This window comes from Candidatus Omnitrophota bacterium (genome assembly GCA_028717245.1).
Classification (GTDB): Bacteria; Omnitrophota; Gorgyraeia; order Gygaellales; family Profunditerraquicolaceae; genus JAGUYA01.
This window is the reverse complement of record JAQUOD010000001.1, coordinates 1-22,383: the sequence shown is the minus strand read 5'-3', so window position 1 is coordinate 22,383 and position 22,383 is coordinate 1. Positions and strand designations below refer to the sequence as shown.

General features: G+C 44.9%; 20 protein-coding genes. All 20 read right to left on the bottom strand.

Features of this window, described 5'->3' with window-relative positions; genetic code table 11:
* Window positions 1-64: 64 nt before the first annotated feature.
* Window positions 65-2,803, bottom strand: coding sequence for a pyruvate, phosphate dikinase (gene ppdK, locus PHV44_00100; protein ID MDD5591683.1), 2,739 nt, complete (start codon window positions 2,801-2,803; stop codon window positions 65-67).
* A 75-nt stretch (window positions 2,804-2,878) separates the two neighbouring features.
* Window positions 2,879-4,189: a glycine--tRNA ligase gene (locus tag PHV44_00095; protein ID MDD5591682.1), complete on the bottom strand. Its 1,311-nt coding sequence runs from the start codon at window positions 4,187-4,189 to the stop codon at window positions 2,879-2,881.
* A 44-nt stretch (window positions 4,190-4,233) separates the two neighbouring features.
* Entirely contained in the window at window positions 4,234-4,953 is a 720-nt protein-coding gene (locus PHV44_00090) for a hypothetical protein (protein ID MDD5591681.1), read from the bottom strand.
* A 6-nt stretch (window positions 4,954-4,959) separates the two neighbouring features.
* The gene (panB, locus tag PHV44_00085) at window positions 4,960-5,793 is read right to left on the bottom strand and encodes a 3-methyl-2-oxobutanoate hydroxymethyltransferase (protein ID MDD5591680.1); all 834 of its coding nucleotides are present in this window, start codon (window positions 5,791-5,793) and stop codon (window positions 4,960-4,962) included.
* Window positions 5,794-5,832: 39 nt separating this feature from the next.
* Window positions 5,833-7,203, bottom strand: a complete 1,371-nt coding sequence (gene gltA / locus PHV44_00080; GenBank protein MDD5591679.1) for an NADPH-dependent glutamate synthase — start codon at window positions 7,201-7,203, stop codon at window positions 5,833-5,835.
* A gap of 1 nt (window position 7,204) precedes the next feature.
* Window positions 7,205-8,605 carry a magnesium transporter gene (mgtE, locus tag PHV44_00075; GenBank protein MDD5591678.1) on the bottom strand — a complete coding sequence of 467 codons (1,401 nt, stop codon included), beginning with the start codon at window positions 8,603-8,605 and terminating at the stop codon, window positions 7,205-7,207.
* Complete coding sequence (locus PHV44_00070) at window positions 8,602-9,426, bottom strand: sulfide/dihydroorotate dehydrogenase-like FAD/NAD-binding protein (GenBank protein ID MDD5591677.1); 825 nt, start codon at window positions 9,424-9,426, stop codon at window positions 8,602-8,604. The genes mgtE and PHV44_00070 overlap by 4 nt, the downstream gene beginning before the upstream one ends.
* On the bottom strand, window positions 9,410-10,363 hold the full coding sequence (locus PHV44_00065; GenBank protein ID MDD5591676.1) for an FAD:protein FMN transferase: 954 nt from the start codon (window positions 10,361-10,363) through the stop codon (window positions 9,410-9,412). Before PHV44_00065 ends, PHV44_00070 begins: the two co-directional genes overlap by 17 nt.
* Complete coding sequence (polX, locus tag PHV44_00060; GenBank protein ID MDD5591675.1) at window positions 10,360-12,069, bottom strand: DNA polymerase/3'-5' exonuclease PolX; 1,710 nt, start codon at window positions 12,067-12,069, stop codon at window positions 10,360-10,362. The genes PHV44_00065 and polX overlap by 4 nt, the downstream gene beginning before the upstream one ends.
* Window positions 12,066-12,884: a hypothetical protein gene (locus PHV44_00055; protein MDD5591674.1), complete on the bottom strand. Its 819-nt coding sequence runs from the start codon at window positions 12,882-12,884 to the stop codon at window positions 12,066-12,068. The genes polX and PHV44_00055 overlap by 4 nt, the downstream gene beginning before the upstream one ends.
* A 9-nt stretch (window positions 12,885-12,893) precedes the next feature.
* The gene (locus tag PHV44_00050; protein MDD5591673.1) at window positions 12,894-13,391 is read right to left on the bottom strand and encodes a YajQ family cyclic di-GMP-binding protein; all 498 of its coding nucleotides are present in this window, start codon (window positions 13,389-13,391) and stop codon (window positions 12,894-12,896) included.
* A gap of 461 nt (window positions 13,392-13,852) precedes the next feature.
* Window positions 13,853-14,779, bottom strand: coding sequence for a 2-dehydropantoate 2-reductase (locus tag PHV44_00045; GenBank protein MDD5591672.1), 927 nt, complete (start codon window positions 14,777-14,779; stop codon window positions 13,853-13,855).
* 108 nt (window positions 14,780-14,887) lie between these two features.
* On the bottom strand, window positions 14,888-15,655 hold the full coding sequence (recO, locus tag PHV44_00040) for a DNA repair protein RecO (GenBank protein ID MDD5591671.1): 768 nt from the start codon (window positions 15,653-15,655) through the stop codon (window positions 14,888-14,890).
* Between the two features lie 96 nt (window positions 15,656-15,751).
* A complete protein-coding gene (gene ybeY / locus PHV44_00035) occupies window positions 15,752-16,132 on the bottom strand; it encodes an rRNA maturation RNase YbeY (protein MDD5591670.1) in 381 nt (126 codons plus the stop codon).
* Window positions 16,113-17,501 carry an HDIG domain-containing protein gene (locus PHV44_00030; protein MDD5591669.1) on the bottom strand — a complete coding sequence of 463 codons (1,389 nt, stop codon included), beginning with the start codon at window positions 17,499-17,501 and terminating at the stop codon, window positions 16,113-16,115. The genes ybeY and PHV44_00030 overlap by 20 nt, the downstream gene beginning before the upstream one ends.
* Complete coding sequence (locus PHV44_00025) at window positions 17,476-18,435, bottom strand: PhoH family protein (protein MDD5591668.1); 960 nt, start codon at window positions 18,433-18,435, stop codon at window positions 17,476-17,478. The genes PHV44_00030 and PHV44_00025 overlap by 26 nt, the downstream gene beginning before the upstream one ends.
* Before the next feature lie 6 nt (window positions 18,436-18,441).
* Window positions 18,442-19,044 (bottom strand): LysM peptidoglycan-binding domain-containing protein, encoded by a 603-nt coding sequence (locus PHV44_00020; GenBank protein ID MDD5591667.1) that lies wholly within the window; start codon window positions 19,042-19,044, stop codon window positions 18,442-18,444.
* Window positions 19,041-20,441: an aspartate--tRNA ligase gene (gene aspS, locus PHV44_00015; protein ID MDD5591666.1), complete on the bottom strand. Its 1,401-nt coding sequence runs from the start codon at window positions 20,439-20,441 to the stop codon at window positions 19,041-19,043. Before aspS ends, PHV44_00020 begins: the two co-directional genes overlap by 4 nt.
* A gap of 147 nt (window positions 20,442-20,588) precedes the next feature.
* A complete protein-coding gene (gene hisS / locus PHV44_00010; GenBank protein ID MDD5591665.1) occupies window positions 20,589-21,833 on the bottom strand; it encodes a histidine--tRNA ligase in 1,245 nt (414 codons plus the stop codon).
* Between the two features lie 83 nt (window positions 21,834-21,916).
* Window positions 21,917-22,189 (bottom strand): integration host factor subunit beta, encoded by a 273-nt coding sequence (locus tag PHV44_00005; protein MDD5591664.1) that lies wholly within the window; start codon window positions 22,187-22,189, stop codon window positions 21,917-21,919.
* Window positions 22,190-22,383 lie beyond the last annotated feature (194 nt).

Sequence of the window (22,383 nt, the reverse complement as noted above, 5' to 3'; positions counted from 1 at the left end):
CAAGTGTCAGAGTGTCAAAGAAAAACTTTAAGACATTGATACTTTGATACATGACACTTTGATACTATCTCGTATTTTTTTCTTTCAACGCGGCCTGCGCTGCCGCTAACGTTGCAATAGGGACCCGAAAAGGCGAACAACTTACGTAATCCATGCCTACGCGATGGCAGAATTCTACTGAACGCGGTTCGCCGCCGTGCTCTCCGCAGATGCCTACTTCTAAATCCTTGCGTGTTTTGCGGCCGCGCTCAATGCCGATCTTAATTAATTCCCCGATCCCCTCCTGGTCAATGCTCTGGAAAGGATCCTCGGGAAGTATACCCTTCTTGATATATTCCGGCAGGAAACCGCCGATATCATCGCGCGAAAAACCAAAACCCATCTGGGTCATATCATTGGTGCCGAATGAGAAAAACTCGGCTACTTGAGCTAATTTATCCGCGACAATGGAGGCGCGCGGAATCTCAATCATCGTGCCGAACATATGCCTGATTTTTTTAAGGTTATACTTGCTCAAAACCTCCTGATAAATTTTCTTGGCAATGGCTAGCTGATCGTTTAGTTCTTTGACATCGCAGACTACCGGCACCATTATTTCAGGATAGGGTTTTTTGCCTTCCTTAAGTAATTCTGCGGCGGCTTCGAAAATAGCCCGGATCTGCATTTCACTTACTTCCGGATAAGTAACGCCTAAACGCACACCCCTGTGGCCCATCATGGGATTAGATTCATGCAGGGCGTCGGCCCTCCGGGAGAGTTCTTGCATAGTGATATTTAAATCCCGGGCAAGCTGCTCTAATTTCGCCTGCTCGCGGGGGACAAACTCATGCAAAGGCGGGTCAAGCAGCCGGATGACCACAGGTAAACCATCCATGGCCTCAAGCGTGCCCTTAATGTCTTTCTTGACATAGGGGAATAGTTCATCCAGGGCCTTACGCCGCTCTGTTTCATTATTAGAAACAATCATTTTACGCAGCCTGAATAAGGGCTCTTCCGAACCCTTCCCATAAAACATATGTTCAGTGCGGAAAAGGCCGATACCCTCTGCTCCGAACTGACGGGCCTTTGCCGCATCTTCGGGCGTATCGGCATTGGTGCGCACGCCTAACTTTTTAAGAGAAACGCAAATCTTTAAGAAACTCATCAATACATCATTCTTCTCGGTCGCGTCCATCATCGGCAGCTTACCCTCATAGAGATTGCCCTTGGTGCCGTTTAAGGTCACCCAGGCGCCCTCCTGAAAGACTTTATTGTCTACGTGCAATTCTTTTTTGGCATAATCAATGTGCAGGCTGCTGCAGCCGACGATACAACATTTGCCCCAGCCGCGCGCTACCAACGCCGCGTGCGAAGTCATCCCGCCGCGCGCAGTAAGGATTGCCTGTGCAGCGCGCATACCTTCTACGTCTTCGGGGTTAGTCTCTTCGCGCACCAAAATGACTCTCTTGCCCTGCTTGGCCCATTCTACGGCATCATGCGCGGAGAATACTATCTGCCCGCTTGCGCCACCCGGGCCTGCCGGTAAACCCCTGGCCAGGGGTTTATGGGTCAGCTCCGCTTTAGGGTCAATGATAGGATGTAACAATTCATCTAATTGTGCAGGAGTTACCCGCACCACCGCCTCTTCCTTTTTGATTAATTTTTCTTTTAACATATCCAGGGCCATGCGTACGGCTGCCGGGCCATTACGTTTTCCCACGCGGCACTGCAACATAAAGAGCCGGCCCTTTTCTATGGTAAACTCAATATCCTGCATATCGCGGTAATGTTTTTCCAGGCGCTCCTGAATGTCAAAGAGCTCCTGATAAATCTTAGGCATTGCTTTTTCCAAGGTCACCAAATCTTTATTATGCTCTGATGTTGAATATTCGTTTATGGGTGCTGGGGTGCGGATACCGGCGACTACGTCCTCGCCCTGCGCATTAATCAGATATTCGCCGTAAAATTTATTTTCTCCGTTTCCCGGATTGCGGGTAAAGGCAACGCCGGTTGCCGAATCTGTGCCCATATTGCCGAAAACCATGGTCTGGACATTTACGGCTGTGCCCCACTCATCGGGGATACCCTCTATACGGCGGTAGCTCACTGCGCGCTTGCCGTTCCAGGAGGAGAATACTGCTCCTATCCCTCCCCACAACTGCTCATCGGGATCGTCGGGAAAATCTTTTTTGAGCACTTCCTTTATCCTCACTTTAAATAAAGCGCAGAGTTTTTTTAAGTCATCGCCGGTCAAATCCGTATCCAGGGTATAGCCCTTTTCTTTCTTCATCTGGGCCATAATTTTTTCCAGCTGTTTACGGATACCCTCTTCATCTTTTGGCTCTATGCCGGAGGCCTTCTCCATCACCACGTCGGAATACATCATAATCAGCCTGCGGTAGGCATCATAGACAAAACGGCTGTTGCCTGCGCTCTGTTTGATTAACCCGGGTATGGTCTCCTCGGTTAAACCCACGTTTAATACTGTCTCCATCATCCCGGGCATGGATTTACGCGCGCCCGAACGCACGGAAACTAAAAGCGGATTATCCGGGTCACCGAATTTTCTACCCATCAGCTTCTCCACTCTCTCTAAGGCCTTGTTGACTTCTTCTTTCAGGCCTTTGGGATAAGTCTTTCTATTCTTATAATAATATATGCAAACCTCGGTGGTAATGCTAAAACCCGGCGGTACGGGAAGACGTAAATCCTTACTACCTGCCATCTCCGCGAGGTTAGCGCCTTTTCCACCCAGGAGATTCTTCATGCTTTCGTTTCCGTCTGCCTTTGCCCCTCCAAAGAAGTAAACGTATTTTTTTGCCATTGCTTTTGAAAACCCTCCCTTTCTTTTACTAAAAGTTTTTAAACTTTAGAACTTTTAAACATTAAAACATTCAAACTAACTTAACTTCTCTTTGAGGTATTCTTTTAACTTATCTATGGAAATCCTATCCTGCAACATCGTATCCCTATCGCGTACGGTAACCTGCTTATCCTCCAGCGACTGCACGTCTATGGTAACGCAGTAAAGTGTGCCTACCTCATCCTGCCGGCGGTAAAGTTTGCCGATACTGCCGGTATCATCATAGACGGTCACAAAACATTTTTTTAAATCCTGCGCTATCTTCTTCGCCAATTCTACAATCTCGGGCCTGTTCTTTAAAAGAGGCAGGACTGCTACTTTCATCGGTGCCAAATCCCGGTGCAACCTTAAAACTACGCGCGTTTCGTCTTTTACTTTTTCTTCGCTATAGGCATCCACTAAAAAAGCCAATACGCTCCGGTCCACTCCGCCTGAAGGCTCGATGATGTAAGGATAAAACTTTTCTTTGTTAGTTTCATCAAAATACTGCAAATCCTTGCCGCTGGTATTAGCGTGCTGTTTTAAATCAAAATCCGTGCGGTTAGCGATCCCCTCTAATTCGCTCCAACCAAAGGGAAAATTATATTCTATGTCTGTGCAGGCTTTAGCATAATGCGCCAGTTCATCCTTTGTATGCGGCCTCTTCCTTAAATTCTCTTTTCTGAGGCCTAAATTAAAATACCAGTTAAAGCGGTATTCTATCCACTCTTTCAGCTTATCGTCCGACTGGGAGGGATGCGTAAAATATTCTATCTCCATCTGTTCAAATTCGCGGGTCCTGAAGGTGAAATTCCCGGGCGTAATTTCATTACGGAAGGCCTTGCCGATTTGCGCTAAGCCAAAAGGAAGCTTAGGGTGTTTTGAATCTAGGATATTCAGAAAATTCACAAACATCCCCTGTGCGGTCTCCGGCCTTAAATAGACTATGTTTTCGCTGTCTTCTACCGGGCCTTGATGCGTCTTAAACATCAGGTTAAATGGCCGTGCCTCGGTTAACTCTCCGCCGCATTCCGGACACTTCTTCGTATCCTTTAGATCCGCAACCTTAAAACGTTTCTTGCATTTGCGGCAATCGCTCTTTAAATCAAAGAAATTCGCTACGTGGCCGGATGCCTCCCAGACCTTAGGATGCATTAATATCGCCGCATCCATGCCGAAGATATCGTCGCGCTGGTATACGCAGGAGCGCCACCAGGCACGCTTGACATTATTCTTTAATTCTACGCCGTAGGGGCCGTAATCCCAGGTATTGCTCAAGCCCCCGTAAATATCAGAGGACTGGAAGATAAAACCCCGGCGCTTGCACAGGGAAACAATTTTCTCCATTAAATTCTCATTTTTAGCCATAGACTTTTATATTTATCCTAATTCCGCCCAAAAGTCAAGCGAATTCAGCTTATCTTGTCGGTCATGGAAATAATTGCCAGCACTTGATTTAAATCCAGTGTTGCGCCATTGTCTCTGATATAAATCTTGAAAAAATCGCCTTCGTTGCTCACTACATTACAGTCAAAATAGTTATCGGAGCCAGCCAGGTTATAATTAATAAAACCCTTCTTATCCGCAAGCTTGAATTGCACCATATTCACCCTATTCTGGTCGCCTAAATCCGGGGTGAAGATGCTCTTCATAATCACAAAGAAGGTGTCGGTGAGGTTTCTGGTATTTTGCAGTTGGGCATACATCAGGTGTTTTATGAATGCGTAGTTGTTATTTATCCCCTGCTTCTTTAACTGGGGGAACAGCTCTATAAAAAAATTAGGGGGTTCATAGAGAAGGTAAACTGCAGCTCCCGGATGAGGGCTCTTCTTTTTTTTATAGTAAACCTTCTTAATGGTTTCCTGGATGACGTCAAAACCCGTTGGCACGGCGATGGTCGCTTTAGGAAACTTATAGGGGTGTAATTCCGCAAAATATTCCTTATTGATATCCAGCTCAACTACCCCCTCCTGCGGCGCCATACATAAGATAGGGATCTTCTTACAGTTACCTATACCGGTTTCAAGATACAGCCTTAAAATAGATGGCCCGCCGAATCGCGCCACGAATAATAAAGCGAGCAACAAGACAACGCCCAGCGTAATAAATTTTACGATTCTATTTTTTTTCATCGCCTCTTAACTCAATTTTTTCAATTCTTCTTCTTTTATAGTAAAGCTGTGCTCTTTAGTGGGAAATTCCCCGGCCAAAACTTCTTCTTTATAATCTATAAACGCCTGCAGGATCATCGGGGATAAATTGATATATTTTTTCACGAATTTAGGCGTAAAACGTTCAAATAGCCCAAGCATATCATGAGTAACCAGGACCTGGCCGTCGCAATTTATACCCGCACCGATACCGACGGTGGGAATTTTTATTTTTTGGGTAATCATCTCTGCGATTTTATCCGGCACGCATTCAAGGACCAGAGAAAAACAACCCAGTTTCTCTAACGCCTTAGCCTGCTCAATTAAGCGCCTGGCATGTTCTGCGTCTTTACCCTGCACCTTAAACCCGCCCAATTTATCCGCAGTCTGCGGGGTCAAACCGATATGCCCCATAACCGCAATACCTGACTTGATGATTTCCTCTGTTACCTCCAGGCACTGGTCGAACCATTCTAATTTTACGGCATCGCATTTTGCCTCATCAATAAAACGCCTGGCATTCTTAACTGATTCCCGGGGATTTATCTGATAAGATTCATAAGGCATATCGCCGATGACCAAGGCGTGTTTTACTGCGCGGGTTACGGCCTTGGCATGATGCAACATCTCTGCCATGCCCACCTTAGTGGTAGAATCTAATCCTAAGACCACATTAGCTACTGAATCGCCTACCAGAATCATATCTATCCCCGCCCTATCCACTAAAGATGCCAGGGGATAATCATAGGCAGTAAGCATGGTAAGTTTACGCTTCCCCTTTAAAGATAATATCTCCTGTATCGTTATTTTTTTCTCTTCCATAGGATTAACCTCTAAAATTACTAGTTACGAGTTTACTAGTTACTGATTTTTAATATATTTATCCATGGCCACGGCGGCTTTTTTACCGGCGCCCATTGCCGAAATAACCGTAGCTGCGCCGCTAATAATATCTCCTCCGGCAAATACTCCCGGGATAGACGTCATAAAATTTTCATCTACCTGAATTGCCCCTTCTTCGGTCGTCTTTAAGCCCTTGGTAACCCGGGGTAATAGCGGATTGGGATTCTGTCCGATAGCCACAACTACCGTATCCACGTCCAAAACGAAATTGGAATTTTTAAGCGGTATTGGCCTTCTTCTACCTGAAGAGTCAGGCTCGCCTAATTCCATTTTAATACATTCTAACCCGCCTACAAACCCCTTACCATCGCCTATTATCTTCACCGGCTGAGTCAATACCTTAAAAGGTATACCCTCGTCTTTGGCGTTCTCAATCTCTTCCCGACGGGCAGGCATCTCGTTTTCCGTGCGGCGGTAAACTAAGGTAACTTCCCTACCCAACCTTAAGGCAACCCTGGCGCAATCAAAAGCCACATTCCCTCCGCCGATAACTGCCGCCTTCCTACCTATATTAATGGGCGTAGCGTACTCAGGGAATTGGCAGGCCTTCATCAAATTAACCCGTGTTAAAAATTCATTCGCCGAATAAACCCGGCCTAAATTCTCACCCGGTATCCCTAAGAATTGCGGCAGGCCTGCACCTGTGGCAATAAATATGGCCTTAAATTCCTCTTTGAATAAATCCTCGATACTAAAGGTATTCCCGACTAATGTATCTGTCTTTATCTCTACGCCTAAACTCCCGATATACTCCACTTCACTGCGGACTATTTTTTTGGGCAGCCGAAACTCCGGTATGCCATATATCAGCACGCCTCCGGCTAAATGCAAAGACTCAAAAAGCGTAACTTGATAACCCATTTTGGCTAAATCTGCCGCACAGGTCAGGCCCGCCGGACCAGAACCCACTACCGCAATTTTGGTCGTTGGTTTATCTTTACTAACGACTAGCGACAAACGACTAGCGACTAGTTCATAATCCGCAGCATACCTTTCCAATGCCCCGATATTTATAGGGATCTTCTTCTTATTCAAAATACAAACTGCCTCGCACTGGTCTTCCTGGGGACAGACCCGGCCGCATATAGCCGGTAAATTATTCTTCTCTTTTATTTTGGCCAATGCCTCTTTGCGTTTACCTTCTTTTATCAACTTAATAAATGCCGGGATATCGATTTCTACGGGGCAGCCTTTTCTACAGGGTGGATTCTTGCACTGGAGGCAGCGGATGGCTTCTTTCTCGGCTTCTTCCTGAGAAAAACCCAAAGAGACTTCAAAAAAATTCTTAATACGTTCTTTGGCTGGTTGTTGAGGCACTTTTTTACGCATCCTAAAACCTTAATGCCGGGATAAACATCTGCGCTACCTTAAAGTAAATAATCAATCCGACCACGTCAACAATACTGGTGGTTATCGGGCCGGCTAATACAGCAGGGTCAAGGCCGACTTTTTTAGAAGCTAACGGCAGGAATATTCCCGTAGCAATCGCGAGGATAGCAATAAACAGCATAGTTATCCCTACCGTAATGGCAATAGAGAAGTCCCTCTGCAGGAGAAAGGCCCTGCCAAAAGCTACGCCGCCTACAATAATGCCCATTAATAACGCGGCTAAAAACTCTAATTTTATAATTTTGGTAATGTTCCTCAGGTTAACATCTCCTGTAGCCAGGCCCCTGATAATTGTAATTGAAGTTTGCGCCCCGGCATTGCCTCCTGTATCCAATAGCATAGGTATGAAAAAAGCCAAGGCCACTACCGAACTCAAACTATGCTCAAAAGTTTTCAGGACCGTCCCGGTTAAAAAATCAAATATTAACAACAGTATCAGCCATCCCGCGCGCCTCTTGACTAAGTCTACGGTAGTTGCCCGGGCATAGCTGATTATTTCGCCGCCCTTGGCATCCATCTTGCCGATTTCATAGATATCCTTTGTGCTCTGCCTTTCAATTGACTCGACAATGTCGTCTACCGTAATTATGCCTAAAAGCGCATTCTCCTTATCAACCACCGGCGCATCCAGCAGGTCGTATTTTTTAAACCAGTTCGCGACTTCTTTTGTGTCCCTACCCACATAAATTTTGATTAATTCTACGCTGCCCATAATATCCTTAACCAGTATATCCGGCGGTGCCTTTAATAAATCCTGTAACGATATGCTTCCTATTAATTTATGATTTTCATCGGTGACAAAAACCGAATATATATTCTCCCGATGCTCGGCGTGCAGATTTTCCTGAATGGTAAGTATCGCCTGCCTGGCCGTCATATCCTTCTTTAACTCCACGAATTCCGTGGTCATTAAACTTCCTGCCGTCCCTTCTTTATACTCCATAAGGTTTCTTACGTCCCTTGCCTCTTCTTTGTTGATCATGGCAAAGAGTTTCCTCAGGATCTTGCCCGGCAATTCCTTAAAAAGGTCGGCTCTTTCATCAGGGGCCATATCATGGATAATCTGGGTGGCTTCCGCATTGTCCAGGTTATTCAAGATATATGCCTGTTCGGATAGCCTTAAATTTTCAAAAACCTCTACTGCCTTCTTGGTACCGAGTAATTTAAATACGATTATCTTTTCACCCGGCTCTAAGTGCCTCCAACCTTCGGCAAGGTCTATGGAATGTATGCTTCTTAGCGAGGCCTTCAGGCCGTTAAAATCCTTATTCTGGATAAACTCCCTTATTTCAGGTAAAATTAAAGCAAAAATATCCATATTTTTATGTAATAGATTTCTCATGATAGCTTTCTTTCTTGCTCCCAAAACAGCTTCAGCCTTTTTCCTAATTCCTCAAAATCCACTTCATGGCCGTCAAAGTCCGGGCCGTCCACGCAGCCGAATACGGTTTTCCCCGCCACGGTGCAACGGCAGGAGCCGCACATGCCCGTGGCATCCACCATTACCGGATTAAGGCTGACGATGGTTTTAACCCTATAAGGCCGGGTAAATTCTGAAACCGCCTGCATCATCGGGACGGGGCCGATACAATAAACTAAATCCGGATATTTAGTATGCGTGGATTTTTCTACTACCTCAAATAATCCTTTTAAGACATCAGTAACTAATCCCTTACGCTGATAAGAGCCGTCGTCAGTAGTAATAAACAGCTCATCGCATACCTTACGCATCTTATCTTCCAGGATCAATAATTCCTTGCTGCGGCTGCCGATTATACCGATGATACGGTTACCCGTTTCCTTAAATGCGCGCGAGACCGGATAGACTTCGGCGATACCCACGCCTCCGCCTATACAAATAACCGTCCCTAAATTTTTAGCCTGCGTCGGATGCCCAAGCGGCCCTAAGATATGCTGCACTGAATCTCCCGGATTAAGCGCGCCTAATTTTTTCGTAGTAAAACCGACTTTCTGGAAAATCAGGGTAATCTGCCCCTTATCTTTATCCCAGTCTGCTAAAGTTAAAGGTACGCGCTCGCCCTTCTCATCGATGACTACAACCACAAATTGTCCGGCCTGGGCTTTTTTGGCTATCTGAGCGGCCGTAAGCGTAATCTGGGTGACATCCTGAGCTAATTCCTGCTTATTAATTATGCGGTACATCTTTTTCTTCGGTTACCTCAACTATTACCTGATTAAACCTTTGCGCTAATTTTAAACCTTTATCTTTACCCAAAACAAATATTGAAGTCGCTAAGGCATCAGCAGTCAAACCATCCGGCGCAATCACGGTTACACAGACCACTCCGGAATCTGCCGGGTATCCTGTTTTAGGATTGAGGATATGCGCGTAACGCTCCCCTTGATGCATAAAATACTGTTCATAATCACCGGAAGTGGCTACTGCCTGATCGTGTAATTCTAGGTATTCCTTGAATCCCGGCGAGCGCGGATCCTGTATTGCCACCTTCCAGGGCCGGCCGGAGTTATCCCCTAAGCAATAGATTTGGCCTCCGGCATTTATCAAACAACTTTTAATCCCGCACGCCCTTAACTTTCTTACTGCGCAATCCACGGCATAACCTTTGGCAACGGCGCCTAAGTCTAATCTCATACCATAAAGTTTAAATTTTACCACATTATCATCAGGATGCAAAATAATTTTCTCAAAGCCTACTTTAGCGAGCGCATCTTCGATTTTTTCTTTTTCCGGAAAGGAAAATTTCTTATCCGTAAAACCCCAGAGGTCTACCAACGGCCCTATTGTAACATCAAAGGCGCCGTCACTAACCTGCCAGAATTCTTTCGCCTTCTCTAAAATATAAAAAGTCTCCTGGCTAACCCTTAGTTCGCCTAACCTATTGAGCCGTGAGATTTCGCTGTCTTCTTTATATTTGCTTAAAAGGCCTTCGACTCTTTTGATTTCATTAAAAACAATATCGGCTGCCTCTTTATCCGGGGAGATTACTTCCACATACGTCCCCATCATTACGCGGCTGTCTTTATGTAGTTGCTTATTCTGACAACCACATAATCCAATAACCAATAACCAATAACCAATAACCAATAAAATAGTTTTTCTCTGATAGCTTTTCTTCATTTCTTTATCGTTTCCAATAGCTTTTCAAGCGGCAAGGTATTAATTACATCCTCGCGCGAGAGCCAGCCGCGGCGGGCTACCGATATGCCTAGCTGCATATTCTCCAACTGCTCAAAGGTATGCGCATCTGTGCACAAGGCCAGCTTTATCCCTATTTTTTTAGCCCGGCGGCAGTTTGAGTCATTCAAATCCATCCTCTGCGGAAAAGAATTTATTTCAAAATGCGTATTTGTGTCCCTGACAGCATTAAATAGCTCATCCAAGTCTATATCGTAAGCCTCGCGCACTCCCCAGAGCCTGCCTGTAGGATGCGCAATGATATGCACATATTTATTTTCACAGGCCCTCACCATTCTTCTGGTCAATTGTGATTTTGACTCTTTAAAGCCGCTGTGAATGGCTGCTACGACTATGTCAAATTCTCTTAAAACCTCATCTTTATAATCCAGTTTTCCATTAGAATCTATATCTACTTCTGTGCCGTACAATACCCGGAAATTCTTCAATTTTTTATTCAACTGCTCTATTTCTTTTTTCTTCTTCTTTAAATCCGTAATGCGTAAGCCCCCCGCTACTTTTAAACCCTGGGAGTGGTCGGTAATGGCAATGTAGGCATAACTTCTTTTTCTTGCGGCCTCTGCCATTTCTTCAATGCTATTGACTCCGTCTGACCAACTGGAATGTACGTGCAGGTCCCCTTTGATGTCCTTTAATTCTATCAAGCGGGGTAACTGGAATTTCTGCGCCAGTTCTATCTCCCCGCCATCCTCTCTTAATTCCGGCTCGATATAAGGCATGCCAAGGGCCTTAAATATTTCTTCTTCGGTCGAACCGGCAACGAATTTATTCTTACGGAAAATCCCGTATTCATTTATCTTCAAGCCCTTCCTGATGGCTATCTGCCTTAGTTTAATATTAAAATTTTTTGAGCCGGTAAAATATAAGAGCGCTGCTCCGAAAGATTTTTTTTCTACCACGCGGCAGTCTACCTGCACATCATGCCTTGTGCGTACCGAAGACTTGGTCTTGCCTTTGGCCTGGATTTCACTTACGGCCGGCAGGCTCGTAAAGGTATCCATAATCTTCTTGGGCTTATCTGCCTCAACCAGGATATCGATATCGCGCACTGTCTCTTTTTGGCGCCTGAGGCTTCCGGCAGGAGATATCTTTTTAACTTGCGGCAAAACTTTTAATGCCCGGATAAATTCCTCAGCGATAACCTCAGCCTGCCCTAAAGTCATCCGCTCTCTGCCTCTTTTTAAAAGCTCAATGCCCTTAGAAATATTCTCAATAGTCCTTTCTTTAATACCAAAGAGCCCCTGCAACCTATCCTTTTTTATAGCCCGCTCTAAGTCTAAAATATTTTTTATCCTCAGCTCATCATATAAAAGTTTAGCCGTTTTCGGCCCTACAGAAGGGATATTCAATAAATCCAAAAGGCCCTTAGGTATACTCTTTTTCAAATCCTCATATATTTTTATCCTGCCGGTCTTGACAAACTCTTTTATCCTTTCAGATAAATCCTTGCCAATCCCGGGAATCTCGCTGAGCCGGCCATCACGGATAAAATCTTCTATATCTTCGCTAAGGCCTTCGATATTCTGCGCTGCCCGCTCATAGGCGCGTATGCGAAAAGGATTACCGCCTTTTATCTCTAATATCTTGGCAATCTCGCGGAATACCGCGCTGACCTCTAAGTTCTTCATAAGGATTCTTCGATTTCTCTGGCTACTTCATTCTCGGGATCAAGGTCTTTTGCCTTTTTTAAATAAAGGTCGTACTTTCTAGAATCCCCTTTAATCCAGTATGCCTGGGCCAGGCGCGCGTTGGCAGTAGCAAAATCCGGCGCTAAGTTAACTGCGTATTCTAACTCTTCAATCGCTTTATCTACGTCCCCTCCTGCTATCTTCGGCGCCAATAAACAAAATGTACCTAACCCCAAATGCACCTCGGGTAATTCCGGGGCAAGTACTTTTGCCTTTTCAAAATATCCCTTGATCCTAATGCCATAGGCAAGCTTAGCGAATAATCCGCCGCAGGCAGCCTTTTTGGCATTAATACTGCCGATAAGCATATAAGCCATTGCTTCATCTTCTTTATCCAGACCCCGCTCTTTTAATACCTGTTTTAATATTTTTAATGCCTCAGAGAATTTATGGGAGTGGTATCTAATATAGGCTAAACTGATTAAACTGGGGGCATGCTGCGGGCATCCAGCCAAAACCTGGCTTAATAACTTTTGGGCATCTTCAAACCTATAGGCGCGGCGAAAAACTTCTGCCTTGGCCCATAAGGCGCAGGTATCACCGGGCCATACAACCAGTATCTTATCCGCTTCTTTGACAGCGAGATTATCTTTTCTGAGCCTTAAGTATTCTAAAAGCTTCCCCCGGGAGGCATTTAAATTCACCGGACAAACTAACTCTTCTTTTTTTACGGCTGCCCGCTTCTGGTTCATTACCAGCCATACCGGTATAATCCCTGCAGTTAAAATAAGTAATACTAAGATAAATTTTCTCATATCAACGGCTTAACGATAATTACCGAAACCAAGCGGGATAGAAAAATCCAGGCCCCTTAAATGCGCGATAACCGCCTGCAAATCATCTTTATTCGGCGAACTCACCTTTATCTTTTCCCCTTCAATCTGAGTCTGCACCTTATTAAGCCTGAGCCCTTTTATAATACCTGTCAGCTCCCTTGCCTTTTCCTTATCAATACCCATACAAATCTCCACTACCTGGCGCAGATACCCCTGAAAGGCCTTTTCAGGTTCATTAAATTTAAGGGATTTGAGGGAAATCTTTCTTTTGGCCATGCGGGTAGCCAGGATATCGGTAAGGGCGCGCAGTTTGAAATCATTATCCGCGACCAGAGTGATCTTTTTTTCTTTCTGGTCGTATTCGATAGAAGCCTTGCTGCCCTTAAAATCATAGCGCTGGGACAACTCTTTATTCGCCTGATTTACCGCATTATCCATCTCCTGCAGGTCGACTTCAGAAACAATATCAAAAGAAAAATTCGCCATTATTTACTCCTCTTCCTAGTTTAGCGGATCATATCTTGTTTCTCGCAGGGGCTTTAAACTATCCCCTGCTTTTAGGGTGTGTGCTCGTCAAATTTTCCTCGCCCACACCCGCTCGCGGGGTCCCTTTTCAAACTACTCACTCGAAACTAAACCAAGCCACCCGCTAAAAATTAAGTAAACAACTTCGAATTTATTTTCTCAAAAATAATTCTGACCCTATTTTTTTTTGCGGGTGACGAGGCATGTTTTGAGCAGCATCTTGAAAATTCGAGCGGGCATGGTTCGCCTTATCCCTACTTACTGCCGAGAGCGAGAATTTTCACCGAAGTGCAGCGAGCCTCGCTGGAGCGAGCAAACGGTGCAGCGAAAAATATGCCTCGGTAGGACCCGCAAAAAATGCAACTTGTCAGGGACAGTCCCCTTGATTTCTAATCGGTTCAATATCTGCGGGGACAGTCCCTTTAGACTGCTAAGCTATAACTGGCCTCGATGGTCTTGACTAAATCTACCAGCAACGAATTTATAGGTGTTGGTATCCCCAGCTCCTGGCCTTGGCGCACAATCACACCATTGATAAAATCAATTTCCGTGCGTTTCTTCTTCAGGGTATCCTGCAGCATGCTGGAGACATTGCTGGCAGTGGCTTCGCAGACTGCTTCTACCTTTGCCAGGGGGTCATCATAAATAAGTTTAATTCTCTTCCTCTTGGCTATACGTATGGCCTCGGTAACTGCCCCCCGCAAAATCCGGCGTGTGCCTTCGAATTCAACTAACCTGCCGTTATTCAAACGCGTAATAGCTGTTAAGGCGTTGATCCCAGAATTAATGATTAATTTAGACCACAAGAGGCCTTTGATATCGCGCGAGATCCTAGTCTCAAGCCCTACTTTATTAAAAATTTCACGTATAGAGCGCATCTCTGCAGGGATTTTCCCGTCGATACGGCCAATCACCGTCTCTCCGCACCCGGCGTGCCTCACCTTTCCTGTTTCCAGCAGGGTCGCGCCAAGGTTAGTTACCCCGCCGATAACCTTTTCATTCCCGGCTATTTCACTGATAACCTCAATATTACCGATACCATTCTGTAAAGTCAAAACCCGCGTATTCTCACCTATCAGAGGCTTAGCCTGTACCACTGCCTCTTTAGTATCATAGGATTTAACCGCGATAATAATCAAATCTGCCTTGCCGATTTCTTTGATATCTATCGTAGCCTTAATCGGCGTCTGCCAGTAGCCGGAGATGCCCTCTATAGAGATACCGTTATGGTGCATTTTTGCGGCGCGCTCCTTATTCTCATCCAGAAACCAGATCTCTTCTTTTGACTTAGACAAAAAACCCGCCAAAAGGCACCCCATTGCGCCCGGGCCCACGATCACTATCTTCATATTATAGCCTCCGATTAGAGCCGAAGTATCAAAGTGTCATAGTGTCAATGTATCATATAGAACCCAAAAAAAATAACCTTGACACTCTGATACCTTGACACCTTGATACTATCTTAATGCCGGCACGAAATTATTAATTTTATTAATCACCTTCTGCGATTTCAATTCCTTCTCCAGATGAAATTTTAAAAACGAATCCAGGATCAACTCCAGTTCTTTCTTAATCTGCGGATTCATCCCCAGGTTAAGGTTGTTCCGAAAATCATTCTTTTCGATATGCACGACCGAAGCTACCGTCCCGCGGAAGATAGAACGCGCCTTAAGGTCCTTACGGTAACAGCCGGGGCAAAGCAAGCCGCCCAGGGAAAAACTGAATTTAGACTGCGAGTTAACCCTTGCGCCGCAGGAAACACAGGAATCAAAATGCGGCTTAAAACCCGAAAGGGCAAGCATCTTAATCTTAAAGATGGTCATAATCTTATCGGGATTGGTGTTTACTGACAGTTCATTCAAGGCGGTTAAAGCCAGGTTAAATACCTCTTCATTCTTATCCTCCAGCTGCATAACCGCGTCTACCAATTCCACCATGAAACTGGCTACCCCGATCTTGGAGATACTCTGCCTAACGGGGTCAAAGTTATTTTTTACGTCGCACTGGGAGACCAATTGCAGCCCGGAATTGATTTTTTTATAAAAGACAATATCATTGTAAGAGAATATCTCCAGGGTACTGGCAAATTTTTCCGGCTCTAACCTGATACCCTTGAGCAGGCCGCTCATCTTGCCGAATTCGCGGGTGTAGAAATTCACAATCAGGGATGTCTCGCGGAAATCCCACTTATTTAGTACTATAGCTTCGGTTTTGTGGATAGACATGCTTTCTGTTAGAATGTTGAAATGTTTTCCCGCTTTATAATCCAATTACGCCAGCGGGATCCCGCCTTAATATAAGAAGGCCGGGCGGGAAAATGTTTAAAAGTGAGAAGGTTTGATCTTTAATTTATGCAAAATTGCCGTAGTTTTTTTATCCATTATTAACTTCTGCCGGGCATATTTATCGTCGTAACCTAAGAGATGCAGCATCCCATGGACAGCATACAGATACAATTCATAATGTGGGGCGGTTTTAAAAGTGCGCGCGTTAGCAACGGCTCTCTCCGCTGAAATCACAATATCCGCAAACATCCTTTTTTTATCGCCTGAATCGAAGGCTATGACGTCAGTAGGATAGGATTTTTTCAGGTATTTTAAATTGATCCCCTTTATCCTCTTGTCATTTACGAAAGAGACAGTAACTTCGCCTGGTTTTTTACGGCCTTCTGCGGTACAGGCCTTAAGAAGTGCTTTTTTCACCCTGACTTTCATCAAGGGAGTGATGGGAATTTCCTTTTGCAGATTTTTTATGGCTATTTTCACTTTTTGGGCCTTCGGGATAGGTTATACGCGCATGGCAGATGCCGCTTAAGATACGGATGAATATGGCAGAAATCTTATCTAAATCTTTCAAGGTGAGATCACATTCATCAAGCTGGCCGTCGATGAATTTATTATTGATCACCTTTTGTACCAAGTCCTGGATATTGGCAGGAGCGGGTTCTTTCAGTGCCCGGGTGGCTGCTTCAACCGAGTCCGCCAGAAGCACTATAGCGGCTTCTTTAGTCTTGGGCTTAGGCCCGGGATAACGAAACCCCTCTTCCCTTATCTGCTGGTCCTCCTCTAAATTCTCCAGGGCCTTGCGGTAAAAATAATAGACCAGGCTTGTCCCGTGATGCTGGCTGACGAAATCTATCAGGCGGGGGCTCAATTTATATTTCCTGGCTAATTCTATGCCTTCGTTAACGTGATTCATAATTATCAGCTTACTCATGGTGGGGGTGAGCGTATCATGCTTGTTGGCATTTATATCCTGGTTTTCGCTAAAGTATTCAGGCTTCTGGAGTTTTCCGATATCATGGTAATACGCCCCGATCCTGGCCAAAAGCGCATTGGCGCCCACAGCAGCACAGGCGACTTCCGAGAGATTACCCACAATCAGGCTATGGTGGTATGTCCCCGGTGCTTCCATAACCATACGCTGTAAAAGCGGCTGGTTAAAATCTGCCAATTCCAATAAACTGATATTTGTCAACTTACCGAAAAGATATTCAAAGATAGGCAGCACTCCTATGACAATCACGCCTGAGATGATACCGTTAAGCATAAACATAAGATAACCCGCCGGATAACTGATCTTAAAGCGGTCAATCAAAAAGAGCATCAGCATCTGCAAAAGCCCGATGAGGAAACCGCTACGGATAATCACGCTGCGCCTGCGGCCGTTGCGCACCAGTATGCCGGATAAAATACCGCTGGTTAAGAATAAAATCCCCAGGTAATTATCATGAGCGAGATAGGCAATGCTTATTGAAGAGGCCAAAGTCAGCAATAAAGACAGTTCCAATTCGCTGAATAATATTGCCGCAAGCATAGAAAGTGCGCAAAGAGGTATGTAAAAGGCGGGCCAGCCCTGTTTGATAACCGCATAACTAACCACAAAAATAATGACATATAATAAAGACAAATGCAGCAGATTGTAATTAAGGCGGCTGGATTTTAGATAAATCACTATGCAGGATAGAAACAAGGGTATAATCCAGTTTACCTCTAAGATATAGCTTAAGGCAAAAATTAATGCTAATGCGATAATGGTTTTTAACCTACTTATTACGGCTGACTTTATCATAAGCCTCAATAATCCTCTGCACCAATGCGTGCCTGACCACGTCGAACCCGGTAAAATAAATAAATTTTATCCCTGCGATATCCTTTAAGATATCCTGCGCCTGCAATAGGCCGATGGGCTTACCGTCGGGCAGGTCGCTCTGCGTGATGTCACCGGTAATTACCACCTTAGAATCAAAGCCTAAACGCGTCAGGAACATCTTCATCTGCTCGGCAGTGCAGTTCTGCGCCTCATCCAGGATAATAAAGGCATCGTTTAAGGTCCTGCCGCGCATATAAGCTAAGGGTGCCACTTCAATAATCCCGGTTTCCAGATATTTTTCAATGCGCTCGGCATCCATCATATCATATAACGCGTCGTAAAGCGGACGAAGATACGGCGATATCTTTTCGTACATATCCCCGGGTAAAAACCCCAGGGATTCCCCTGCCTCAATTGCCGGACGGGTGAGAATAATCCTGCGCACCTCCTGTTTCTTTAAGGCCTCTACTGCGCAGGCCATGGCTAAATAAGTCTTTCCCGTGCCGGCAGGCCCAATGCCGAAGATGATATCGTGTTTTCTGATTGCCTCCACATAATCGCGCTGGCCTTGAGTCTTGGGGCCCACTTGCCTGCCGACGGAGGAAAAGATAACACCATGCGCCTCCTGAATACCCCGGGAAGCAGGCTTTTTCAGCCTGCTGAATTCCGATATCAACGCCTGCAAGTCTATTTTTCCCAACTCACGGTTTCCCGCGCGTATTGCCTCTAAAAGGTATCCGATAAGGCCTGCGGCCTTTTTGATATTAACAGATGTCCCGCTAATCTTTAAATGCTCACCCCGCAGGACTATCTTAACCTTAAACTCTTTTTCTAATGCCTTGATATTTTCGTCGCGCGAGCCAAAAATCCCCTGCGCTTCCTGGTGGGTTTTAAGCTTGATTATTTTTTCCATACAGCCTTATTTCAGGTTTTCCGGGGTTTCTTTCAGGGGTTCGGATGACGCACCCTGTTTAAGGTTATTCGCCGGGACGTCGATGATCTGGCCGGGATAAATCTTGTTCGGGCCTTTTAGTTTATCTTTGTTGGCTTCGTAAATTGCCTGCCATTTTTTAGTGGTCCCGTAAAACTTCTTGGAGATCTTCTGCAGGGTGTCGCCTTTTTGCACCTGATATTTTTCTACGTTTGCTGCAGGCGCCTCTAGTGCTTCCATAGCGGCATTTTTGGTAAGATAGCCACGGTTACCCCATAAAGCGCTATCCTGCACGGTTTCTTCTTCGGCCACCTTTTCCGGCGTGGATTTTGGTTTAGGCATCCGCTCAAATTTTATGGGCGAATGTAACTCCATTTCTACCACCTGCGTAGTACGGGTTGTCTTCTTCCCTTTCTCCTCTCCATAAGGCGCCTGGCCCGCTAGATAACCGCGGTTACCGCTGGCTAAATCCTGATCCACTCTATCCCTGGTTAAAGGATAAGTCCTGACCACGCAGCCGGATAAAATAAAAGATAAGAATAATATAACCATCGTAAGCCGTAAGCCGTAAGCCGTAAGCCGTAATTTCATTTGTTCCTCCTTCCTTTTGTCTTAACTTCAAGATTCAATTCTTTTAACTGTTTTTCATCTACTTCAGAAGGTGCATTTGTTAAAGGGCAAAAACCTGCACTCGTCTTAGGAAAAGCAATCATTTCCCTGATACTCGTCTCCCCGGCTAAAATCGCCAGGAGCCTGTCTAAGCCTATGGCGATGCCGCCATGGGGCGGGGCGCCATACTGAAATGCCTCTAAAAGAAACCCGAAACGCTTATGCGCTTCTTCCTTGTTTATACCGATAATCTTAAAAATCTTCTCCTGTAATTGCTGGTTATGGATCCTGATTGAACCTGAGCCTATCTCTATGCCGTTTAAGACCAAATCATAAGAACGCGACCTCACCTTATCCGGTGATCCCTCAAGCAGAGCCATGTCATCCGGATGCGGGGCAGTAAAAGGATGGTGTTCGCTCTCCCAGCGTTTTTCCTCTGCGTTATATTTAAAGAGTGGAAAATCCACTACCCAGGCAAAAGCCATGTCCGCGCCCGATTCTTTTCTTATGTCCGGCTTATCGCTGCCGTATTTCTCCTGCGCCTCCTTAAAGCTCAGGCGCGGGAAAGGAATGCGAATATCTTTATTTACTGTTTCTTTAAGTATAAGTTTAACTAACTCCTCCATCAGAGAAAAAATATCTTCTTCGGTAATAAAAGACATCTCTAAGTCCAGCTGCGTGAATTCAGGCTGGCGGTCAGCGCGCAGGTCCTCATCACGAAAACATTTGGCAATCTGGTAATATCTTTCTATACCGGAAACCATGAGAATCTGTTTGAATAATTGCGGCGACTGCGGGAGGGCGTAAAACCTGCCCGGGTTAAACCTGGAAGGGACTAAATAATCGCGCGCGCCCTCCGGAGTAGACTTAGTCAGTATGGGGGTTTCGGATTCAATGAAGCCTTCCTTATCTAAAAATGCGCGGATGACTTTATAAAGGCAGTGCCTGAGTATAAAATTATCAAACACCTTCTTTCTTCTCAAGTCTAAATAGCGGTATTGCAGGCGCATCTCTTCGGTTACGTCTAGGTCTTCTGCTATTTCAAACGGAGGAGTAAGGCTGGGGTTTAAAATCTCCAAATCCTGCGCCAGGACCTCCATTTTCCCGGTGGGTAATTTCGGGTTTATCGTGCCTTCGGGCCTTTTGTTTACCTTACCCGATACCTTGATCACAAATTCACTCCTTAAATCCTGGGCCTTCTTATAGGTATCAGGGTAATCTTTAGGTAGAAAAACCACCTGGGTAATCCCACAGCGGTCGCGGATATCAATAAAGACCAGTTTTCCGTGGTCGCGCCTTGAGGCTACCCAGCCGCACAGCGTCACTTCTTTGCCGATATCGTTTTCGTTTAGTTCACCACAGGTATGAGTCCTTAACATCTTAATAACAATGTTTCTGTGTAACGTTAAATGTGTAAGGTGTAATGTTGGTGTAACGGTTCAATGTGTAATGGAAAAACTTCTCTCGTATTTTTCATTACACCTTTCTTTTGCATTACACCCGCATTACACATTACACTTTACGCATTACACAACCCTTAATTCTCTTATTAAATCTTCCTGCTTGACTTCTTTTTGTTCTCCCGACACCATATCTTTTAAAGTCACTACGCCTCTTTTGATTTCATCTTCGCCTATAATCAAAACATGGCGTGCCTTCAAATCATTTGCCCTGCGTAGCGCCCCTTTCAGGGATTTATCTTCGTAGTCCGTATCTGCGGCAATGTCAGCCTTACGTAAATTATCCAGTAATTTTAGACCCTCTTTCCTCGCCGCTTCTCCCAATGTTATTATATAAACCAATTTTTTTTCTGACACTTTGACACTTTGACACTTTGACACCAATAACAATCTTTCTATGCCAAAGGCAAACCCTGTGGCACCCACATCCGGCCCGCCTAATTCTGAGATTAATTTATCATACCTGCCGCCTGCGCCCACGGCATTCTGCGCGCCTAAGCTATCATGCGTAATCTCAAATACGGTGCGCGTATAATAATCCAGGCCGCGCACCAGATACGGGTCAACCTGATATTTTATCTTTAAATTATCCAGCCCGTCTTTTACCTGAGCAAAATGGATTTTACAATCTAAACAAAGATATTCCTGCGAAATATCCAGTTTTCTGATTACCTCAATACACTTTTCATTTTTACAGTCTAAAATACGCAGGACATTATTCTGGAATCTATTGTGACAATCAAGGCAGAGGCTGGAGAGTTTACTTTTGAAGCACTTGCGTAAAACCTCTATTAATCCTTTCTTATCTTTAGCGCAACCAAGACTGTTAATTTTAATCTTATATCCTTCTATAGAGTTGGCTTTCAGTAACACATCGGCTAAAGAAATCGCCTCTATATCCAAAAAGGCATCCTGCGAGCCGATTGCCTCGCAGCCTAAATGGTGGAATTGCCTTAAGCGCCCTTTCTGGGGCCGCTCCCTGCGGAACATAGGGCCTATATAATAAAACTTTGCCAGGCTACTTGTCTTATCTAAATTATTTTCAATATAGGCGCGCACTATGGAAGCTGTGCCTTCGGGCCTTAAGGCATATACATCCTCATCTTTTTCGATAAGAAACATCTGCTTCTGCACTATCTCTGCAGATTCTCCCAAAGAACGCTGGAATAAAGCCGCTTCTTCAATCAGGGGCGGGCGTATCTCTTTGTAATTATAGAGGGAAAAAATACGGCGGCTGGCCTCTTCTATTTCCTGCCAAAACAATGCTTCCTCAGGAAGAATATCTCTTGTGCCGGGGATCCTCTTAAACATCTCTATTTTAGTAGTCGGTATTTATTCTTATCCTAATGTAAATATAAGGTTGAAACGGGTATGGGAGAATATCCTAAGACTTCCTACTTGACCATCTTCTTTATCTCTAGACCCGGCTTGAAAACTACTACCTTGCGGGGCGGAACAGGGACTGTCTGGCCAGTGCGGGGATTCCTGCCTATACGGCTCTTTCTCTGTTTGATTTTAAAGACGCCAAAATTACGCAGCTCTATCTTTTCTCCTCTAACCAATGCCTCAATAATGCAATCAAAGGTCTTCTGCACCACCTTCTTTACATCTATTTGCTTGAGATTAGTCTCATCAGACACCTTCAGGATTATGTCTTTCTTGGTCATCAGCCACCTCCTTATTTTGTAAGTATAATAACATCAAAAACTTACGCTGTCAAGCGTAAAGTAAAAATAGTAGTGCAAGGATTATTTCGCACTTTCGTATTGAAGCATCCTCTTAGGTTGTTGAATCGGCCTTAGGTTTATGTGTTTAATAAGGCCAAATATCCAAAGGTTAAGGCTGCGTTCGTTCTTAAAGT